General features: G+C 28.3%; 3 protein-coding genes. All 3 read right to left on the bottom strand.

Annotation, left to right across the window (positions count from 1 at the left end):
- Nucleotides 1-503 precede the first annotated feature (503 nt).
- The 3 genes from QZZ11_RS01985 to QZZ11_RS01975 are packed head-to-tail and all read right to left on the bottom strand — an operon-like array spanning nucleotide 504 to nucleotide 3,117.
- Nucleotides 504-905 carry a hydrogenase iron-sulfur subunit gene (locus QZZ11_RS01985; RefSeq protein ID WP_292473085.1) on the bottom strand — a complete coding sequence of 134 codons (402 nt, stop codon included), beginning with the start codon at nucleotides 903-905 and terminating at the stop codon, nucleotides 504-506.
- Nucleotides 906-921: 16 nt separating this feature from the next.
- A complete protein-coding gene (locus tag QZZ11_RS01980) occupies nucleotides 922-2,076 on the bottom strand; it encodes a Coenzyme F420 hydrogenase/dehydrogenase, beta subunit C-terminal domain (RefSeq protein ID WP_292473083.1) in 1,155 nt (384 codons plus the stop codon).
- 12 nt (nucleotides 2,077-2,088) lie between these two features.
- Entirely contained in the window at nucleotides 2,089-3,117 is a 1,029-nt protein-coding gene (locus QZZ11_RS01975; protein WP_292473081.1) for a hypothetical protein, read from the bottom strand.
- Nucleotides 3,118-3,367 lie beyond the last annotated feature (250 nt).

Here is a 3,367-nt window from a genome sequence, read left to right as displayed (position 1 = left end):
ATATAATAAAAATATCATTTAATCTGAAATTAAATGATTTAAAGGGCTCTGTAGAAAACCTCATTTTTCATGAAGTGCGAGTATTACTCATCTAAGTTAATACAGAGGAAACAATAAAATGTTTCTTTTTTCATCCAACAAGGTACTCCGATTATAAATATTATAATTAGAGTCTTGTTTTCATTTGATTCCTGCCTAATTGCCGCCAATGCTAAGCATAGTAAGTGGTACAGGCGATCCCCGGAAAACCCTCGGTTCATTATATTTAAAAAATATTATAAGCAAAGATATTAATTTAAACAAACAATTTCTTCCGTGGTTATTGTGAAGAAAATCATAATAAATTAAACCAAAAGATAATACTTTTAAACATATAAGTAATACTATTATTGCCATACTATATAAATGTTTCTGAAAAAGTATTACAAAATATTATATTAAAGAATGATTTCTACAAAGCCATTTAAAGAAAAAATAATAAAAAGAAATAAAAAAATGGTTAATTATTCTTCTATTGCAGATAATTCTTCATAGAATTCATTCATTAATCTTTGGAATTTTGCACCTTCAGATGCTGATACCCAGTCATGTTTAAATCTTCTTTGATCTATATTCATTTCATCAAGAATATGTCTGATTAGGTGTGCTCTTCTTCTCCATTTGTAATTACCTGCATCATAGTGACAGTCCCCAATATGACATCCACCTACAAATACACCATCTGCACCATCATGGAATGCTTTAAATACCATTTCAGGATTTATTCTTCCAGAACACATTACTCTAATAATACGAATATTCGGAGGATAAGCCATCCTACTTGTTCCTGCATTATCTGCTCCACCATAACAACACCAATTACAGCAGAATCCTACAATTTTAATTTCTTTATCATCATTACTCATCTTATATCCCTCTTAATTATTCTGCTAGTTCTTCTTTCATACCACTATACATTGGAGGTTTATCGTCAGTTACCCCAGAGACATAACCTGTTTCATCCTTATATTTTAGTTGTACTTTTTGATACATTTTAGCTATAGGTATTTCCATTGGACAAACATCTTCACATTGACCACAGTTTATACAACTAAATGCCATGTGTCCAAGTCTAATTCCATGCATTAACAATGGATCTGGTTTTTCTGTAGGATTTTCCTGGAAATATTCTTTTTCTAAAGAACATACTCTACAGTTACATACAGGACAGACATCACGACATCTGAAACATTTAATACATCTGGTCAAGATTTCATTAAACTCTTCAGGAGTAGGATATTCTTTTTCCAATTGTTTTTTCTGAGCTTTCTTAGCCATCTTTTTCATTACATTTTCAACTTTACCCCTAATTGTAATCTGTTTTTCGGATGGATCTTTAACTTCAATATAACCCTTATCAATTGCATTTTGAATTAATTCTTCCCCTTTAGGAGTATTTATTTCAACAAATGTGTATCCTTTACTTGAACCCCAGTTACCACATGCTACATCTGCTTTTCTTGGGATTTTTAATTCACATCTTTGACAGTTATCCCTTCTACCATAACCTTCATCTTCAAGATCATCTATTTTAACAGATTTTTCTTCACCATTTTCCAGTTCAATGATAAATTGTCCCTTATTGATTTCTTCTTTGACTACATCTTCAGGATCCACATCATAGAAAAGTTTTATCATTTTCTCTGCTGTCAATGGACTGACTGTTCCCCCACAGTTTAATCCAATCATGTAAATATTATCTCTATTAATACCATTTCTCTTAATAATTTCATCAATAGCCATTGCATCACATGGTTTTGTTGTAACAGCAATTTTATCCTCTTTTAAGAATTTTGCAATAATATCAGAAGTCATTATAGGAGCACAGTGCAATGAACCGGAAGTTTCTAAAAGTTCTTCCTTAGTAGTGACAAATGTTGGAATCCCATCATAAACATTGTCCTGTTTTTTAAGGTTTAATATTCCATCCACTTTACCTTCATCCAATAATGATAATAATAAAGAAGTTACTGCTCCCCCATTTTCACAATTTTTTAATATATCTTCATTTGTAGATTTAATTTGTAAATATTTCATTAATACCACCAATTATATTAAGTCCAGTACTTCTGATACTGTTTTTAATGTGTTTTCTTCATCGTTTATTGCATCAGGATAATTTTGTGTTAATCCTGCTGAATTAGTGAATGATGTTTCTTTTTGACACCAAACTTTTACCGGAACGGTTAAACCAAGTTCAACTCCATTTTGAGTTAAGGATATTATATTTTTTCCTTCGAGAATACTGTCATCTAAATATTCAAGTGGATTTTCGTTTACTAATATTATTAATTCAGAATCTTCAATCTTATTAGCTAATTCTTCTTTAGATAATGATTCTGTTTTTTCTAAAATAGAGTAACTGTTTGGATGTTGAAGTAAAGGTAATACTTTAATATTTTTATCTTCTATGAGTTTTATTAAATCCACATAATTTTGTGTTGATGATATTTCATTAATGATTATTATAGTATTTTCAGTGAAGTCTATTGAATCTAACACCTGGTTTAATTCATCAAATGATTCAATTTGTTTAAATTCATCACTATTAAAACCAGTTAAATTAGTTTCAGTATATATGTTAATTGTTTTTGCATCGTTTTCTTTAGCGTGAATAATTCTTCTTCCTATTAAAGAATTTTTACGATATATATCACCGATGGTAATTATCTGATCTGCTTTTTCAACTTCATCATAAGATGCAATAAGTTCTGGATTAATTTTTGTAAATTCATATTCATATGAAACCAAATTGACTCCTTTATCATCTGCAAATTTAATTAAATTATCCAAATCATTGTTGTCAGTGTTACCTGATGTAAGTATGGTAATTTTTTCAGAATCGGTACTTTCCATCTTATTTTTCAGTTCATCAATAACATTATCATAGTCGAAAGTCTTGTTTTCCATTGTGGAAATATTGTCAATATATTCGGTACAATTTTTACAATTCTTTCCTTCGTTAATTTCATTATTTTTAAATGGATTTATTCCTACTATAATTCCATCTTTACTAATTACATTTAAACCACAGCCTATGCTACATTCAGGGCATATTGTGTGATTGATTGTTAACATACTATTTTCACCTACAGAGAATTCTATTCCTATTCTAATTGTAATTATATTATGTTAATAAAATAAAAAAATAGTTTCATAATACTTATACAAATGTTCTACAATTTTTTGTTTTTAATCATAAAATGATTAAAATGTATTGTTTTTTTTGAAAAATTTTAATTAACCTTTCTGTAAATATAGATATTCTTTTATTATTATATAAACATTATGATTAATCATTACAAATTATTTTGATATATAATTTTTT

It is taken from the genome of Methanosphaera sp., from assembly GCF_016282985.1.
In the GTDB taxonomy this organism is placed as follows: domain Archaea; phylum Methanobacteriota; class Methanobacteria; order Methanobacteriales; family Methanobacteriaceae; genus Methanosphaera.
This window is presented reverse-complemented; position numbering and strand designations above follow the sequence as displayed.

Coding starts and splice junctions, on each gene's coding strand:
- QZZ11_RS01975 (WP_292473081.1), bottom strand. CDS start 3,117: ATGTTAACAATCAATCACACAATATGCCCTGAATGTAGCATAGGCTGT.
- QZZ11_RS01985 (WP_292473085.1), bottom strand. CDS start 905: ATGAGTAATGATGATAAAGAAATTAAAATTGTAGGATTCTGCTGTAAT.
- QZZ11_RS01980 (WP_292473083.1), bottom strand. CDS start 2,076: ATGAAATATTTACAAATTAAATCTACAAATGAAGATATATTAAAAAAT.